This is a genomic window from Rhodocyclus purpureus (assembly GCF_016653115.1).
GTDB lineage: Bacteria > Pseudomonadota > Gammaproteobacteria > Burkholderiales > Rhodocyclaceae > Rhodocyclus > Rhodocyclus purpureus.
Genome location: NZ_NHRX01000007.1, coordinates 1 through 4,066, shown reverse-complemented (window position 1 = coordinate 4,066; position 4,066 = coordinate 1). Strand labels below are relative to the sequence as shown.

2 protein-coding genes and 1 rRNA gene are annotated in these 4,066 nt (G+C 64.8%); all 3 read left to right on the top strand.

From position 1 onward, the window contains the following. Positions 1-190 precede the first annotated feature (190 nt). Positions 191-2,317 carry a 5-histidylcysteine sulfoxide synthase gene (gene ovoA, locus CCR84_RS00540; RefSeq protein WP_201208986.1) on the top strand — a complete coding sequence of 709 codons (2,127 nt, stop codon included), beginning with the start codon at positions 191-193 and terminating at the stop codon, positions 2,315-2,317. Next, positions 2,299-3,423, top strand: coding sequence for an ADP-ribosylglycohydrolase family protein (locus CCR84_RS00535; RefSeq protein WP_201208985.1), 1,125 nt, complete (start codon positions 2,299-2,301; stop codon positions 3,421-3,423). Before ovoA ends, CCR84_RS00535 begins: the two co-directional genes overlap by 19 nt. A gap of 556 nt (positions 3,424-3,979) precedes the next feature. Beyond that, positions 3,980-4,066 (top strand): 16S ribosomal RNA (locus tag CCR84_RS00530); the annotation flags it as partial.

Sequence of the window (4,066 nt, the reverse complement as noted above, 5' to 3'; positions counted from 1 at the left end):
ATCGCCATCCTTTCGCAAAGTCGGCGATCAGTATGCAAGAAGTGGCCCGGAAGATTCAATCTGGGGGCAGGATTTGCGACTGGCATCACGCACGGTTCATGCTGAACGAGTTGTGTGTAACGCTATGGCTTTACCTGGGTCGATCCGCTCAATAATATAGGTTTCCCATATCGTGATTGGCCCTGCAAGCATGCACACCCGATTCCCCCGTACCCCGGTTCTGGCTGGCAACGACGTCGAGGCGAAGCGCGCCGAGTTGCTGCACTACTTCCACGCCACCTTCGACCGCTACGAATCGCTGTTCGAGTTGCTGAGCTGCGACGAGGCTTATTACCGGAAGCCGATCACGCTGCGCCACCCGCTGATCTTTTACTTCGGCCATACGGCGACCTTCTTCATCAACAAGTTCCTGCTCGCCGGCCTGATCGACAAGCGCATCGATCCGCGCCTGGAGTCGATGTTCGCGGTCGGCGTCGACGAGATGAGCTGGGACGACCTCGACGACGCGCGCTACGACTGGCCGACGGTCGCCGAAGTGCGCGCCTACCGCAACAAGGCGCGCGTAGTGATCGACGGCGTGATCCGCAACACGCCGTTCGCGCTGCCGATCGGCTGGAACGACCCGTTCTGGGCGGTGCTGATGGGCATCGAGCACGACCGCATCCACCTCGAGACCTCGTCGGTGCTGATCCGTCAGCATGCGCTCGCGTACGTCAGGCCACATCCGGACTGGCAGCCCTGCCGCGACAGCGGGCCGGCGCCGGCCAACAGCCTGGTGGACATTCCCGGGGGGCGTGTCCTGCTCGGCCGCGCCTTCACCGATCCGGTCTATGGCTGGGACAACGAATACGGCCGGCATCAGGCCGAGGTGTCGGCCTTCCAGGCCTCGCGCCACCTGGTCAGCAACGGCGAGTTCCGCGCGTTCGTCGACGCCGGCGGCTACGCCGATGACCGTTACTGGGACGAGGAGGGCGCCGCCTGGAAGCGCTTCGCCCAGGCCAGCCATCCGACCTTCTGGGTGCCGGACGCCACCGCGCCCGACGGCTGGAAGCTGCGCCTCTTGGCCGAGGAAGTGCCGATGCCCTGGGACTGGCCGGTCGAAACCAACTGCCTGGAGGCGCGCGCCTTCTGCCGCTGGAAGTCGGCCGAGACCGGCTTGCCCGTGCGCCTGCCGACCGAGGACGAGTGGAATCGCCTGCACGAGCACGTCGGGCTCGGCGACGTTCCGCACGATGCGCCGGCTGCGGCCAACCTGCATCTCGACCACTGGGCATCGAGCTGTCCGGTGAATCGCTTCGCCCACGGCGAGCTGTTCGACGTCGTCGGCAACGTCTGGCAGTGGTGCGAGACGCCGACCTATCCCTTCGACGGCTTCGCGGTCCATCCGATCTACGATGATTTCACCAGCCCGACCTTCGACGAGCGGCACAACCTCATCAAGGGCGGCAGCTGGATCTCGACCGGCAACGAATCGCGGCATGTCTCGCGCTACGCCTTCCGTCGCCACTTCTTCCAGCACGCCGGCTTCCGCTACGTGGTCACCCACACGCCGGTGACCAACCCGGTGTCAGCCTACGAGACCGACGCCATGGTCTCGCAGTACGCGGAGTTCCACTACGGCGACGCGGCCTTCGGCGTGCCGAACTTCCCGCAGGCGATGGCGCAACTGGCGATCGACGCGCATCGCCGCCACGGCAACGGTGGCGAGGCGCGCGCGCTCGACCTCGGCTGCGCCACCGGTCGTGCCAGCTTCGAACTGGCGCGGGTCTTCGCCAAGGTGATCGGCATCGACTTTTCCGCGCGCTTCATCCAGGTCGGCATCCGCATGGCCGAAACCGGTGCGATCCGCTACACCTTGCCGGAAGAAGGCGAGCTGGTCAGCTACCACGAGCGCCGCCTGGACAGCCTGGGGCTGGCGGAATCGGCCGGCCGCGTCGAGTTCTGGCAGGGGGATGCCTGCAACCTGAAGGACATCTTCTCAGGCTTCGACCTCATCCTCGCGGCCAACCTGATCGACCGCCTCTACGCCCCGCGCCGCTTCCTCGACGCGGTGGCCGCGCGCCTGAACCCCGGCGGACTGCTGGTGCTGGCCTCGCCCTACACCTGGCTTGAGGAATTCACCAAACGCAGCGAATGGATCGGCGGCTTCAAGAAGGACGGCGAGTCCTACACCACCCTCGACGGGCTCAAGGACATCCTCGGCGATCGTTTCACGCTGGTCGAGGGCCCCGTGGCGGTGCCCTTCGTGATCCGCGAGACCCGGCGCAAGCACCAGCACACCCTGAGCGAGGTGACGGTATGGAAACGCAAGCCGTGAGCGCGGCCGAACGCGAGCGCCTGCACGATCGCGCCGTCGGTGCCCTGATGGGCGCCTTCATCGGCGACGCGCTCGGCGTCGGCCCGCACTGGTACTACGATCTCGACCAGCTGGTGGCCGACTACGGCCCGTGGATCGACGGCTACACGCGCCCGCTTCCCGGGCGCTACCACGAGGGACTGGAGCCCGGCCAGCCTTCCCAGTCGGGCATCCTGCTGGAAATGAGCCTGCGCTCGCTGGTCGAGCGCGGCGGCTACGACGAGGCCGATTTTTGTCGTCGCCTCGACGAGGAGCTTTTTCCGCAGCTCGACGGGACGCCGATGAACGGTCCCGGCGGCTACACCAGCCAGTCGATCCGCGACGCCTGGCGCAAGCGGGTGCAGGAAGGATTGCCCTGGGGCAGTGTCGGCGGTAACGCCGACAACACCGAGGCGGCCGAGCGCATCGTCGCCATCGCCGTCCGCCATGCGCTCGCCCCGGGCGAGCTGGTGCGCGCGGTGAGCGCAAACACGGCGCTGACCCAGACCGACGGTACGGTGCTGGCAATGACCGCCGCCTACGGCGCGGTGCTCGGCATGCTGGTCGAAGGCCATCGCCTCGACGCCGGGATTTCCGGGAAGCTGATGGCAAGGGTGAAGGGCGGGGTGCTGCCCTTCCACAGCATCACGCGCGGCAGGCTGGAGGCGCCGGGGCGGACTCAGCAGGAGGTACCGCACGAAGGCCTGTTCCCTTCCCCCGATGCACTGCTGACACCTTCGTGCATCGCGCGCGCTGCGCAGGACCCGGCCATCCGCATCGAGCCTGCCGCCCGGGTGGCCCTGCTCTACGGCCTGCCCTGCGCCGTCTATCACCAGTTCCCGGCTGCCTACTATCTTGCGGCACGCTTCCCCGACGACTTCGAGTCGGCCGTGCTGCACGCCATCAACGGGGGCGGGCAGAACCTCGCGCGCGCCATGCTCACCGGCGCCCTCGTCGGCGCCATGGTCGGGCTGTCCGGCATCCCCCGCCGCTTCATCGACGGCCTCGAACGATCCTCAGATCTGCTCGCGCTGGCCGGGCAGCTCGCCGGCCAGATGCAGGGCGGCGCGGCAGGCGCAGGCGACTGAGTCGCGTGGCTGATCCGGGTGGCTGCTTCTGGCGGCTGTCCGGGGCAAGTGATCGGCCCGCCGACTCATTGGCGCGACCTGGTCGCTGAAATGCGAGCTCTTCTCGTCTGCTGGTGCTCCGACGTGGTTTTTGCAGAATCTGGCAGAAAGTGCTTGACGCGGTTTTCGGTGGCTGTATAATTCGCATCTTTCGCAGCAGCTCTGGCGAAAAACGTCATAAAAATCAAAAACTTAGCAATAAGTGCGCGATTTTTGCGGCAAAGCGGCAAGAGGTGATCAAGTTTTCAAACGGTTTTAAAAGTTGTTGACTTGGTCGAAAACGTCGCTATAATGCGCACCTCTGCTGCTGATGCAGCGGCGGAAACGAAATAAGCTTGTTGATTCAGGCGATTTCGCAGTTCTTTAAAAACGAGACAATTGATAGGTGTGGGTGCTTGTCTGGGCATCAGTTCTTTGGAACTGTCGCTAAAAAGATGTAGTACTCGCACTGGATGTAAAACTGCGGTCTTGGGGAAACTCAGGGCCGCGACGTCAAGCGAGAGTTTTATCAGGAATTGAACTGAAGAGTTTGATCCTGGCTCAGATTGAACGCTGGCGGCATGCCTTACACATGCAAGTCGAACGGTAACGGGCCTTCGGGCGC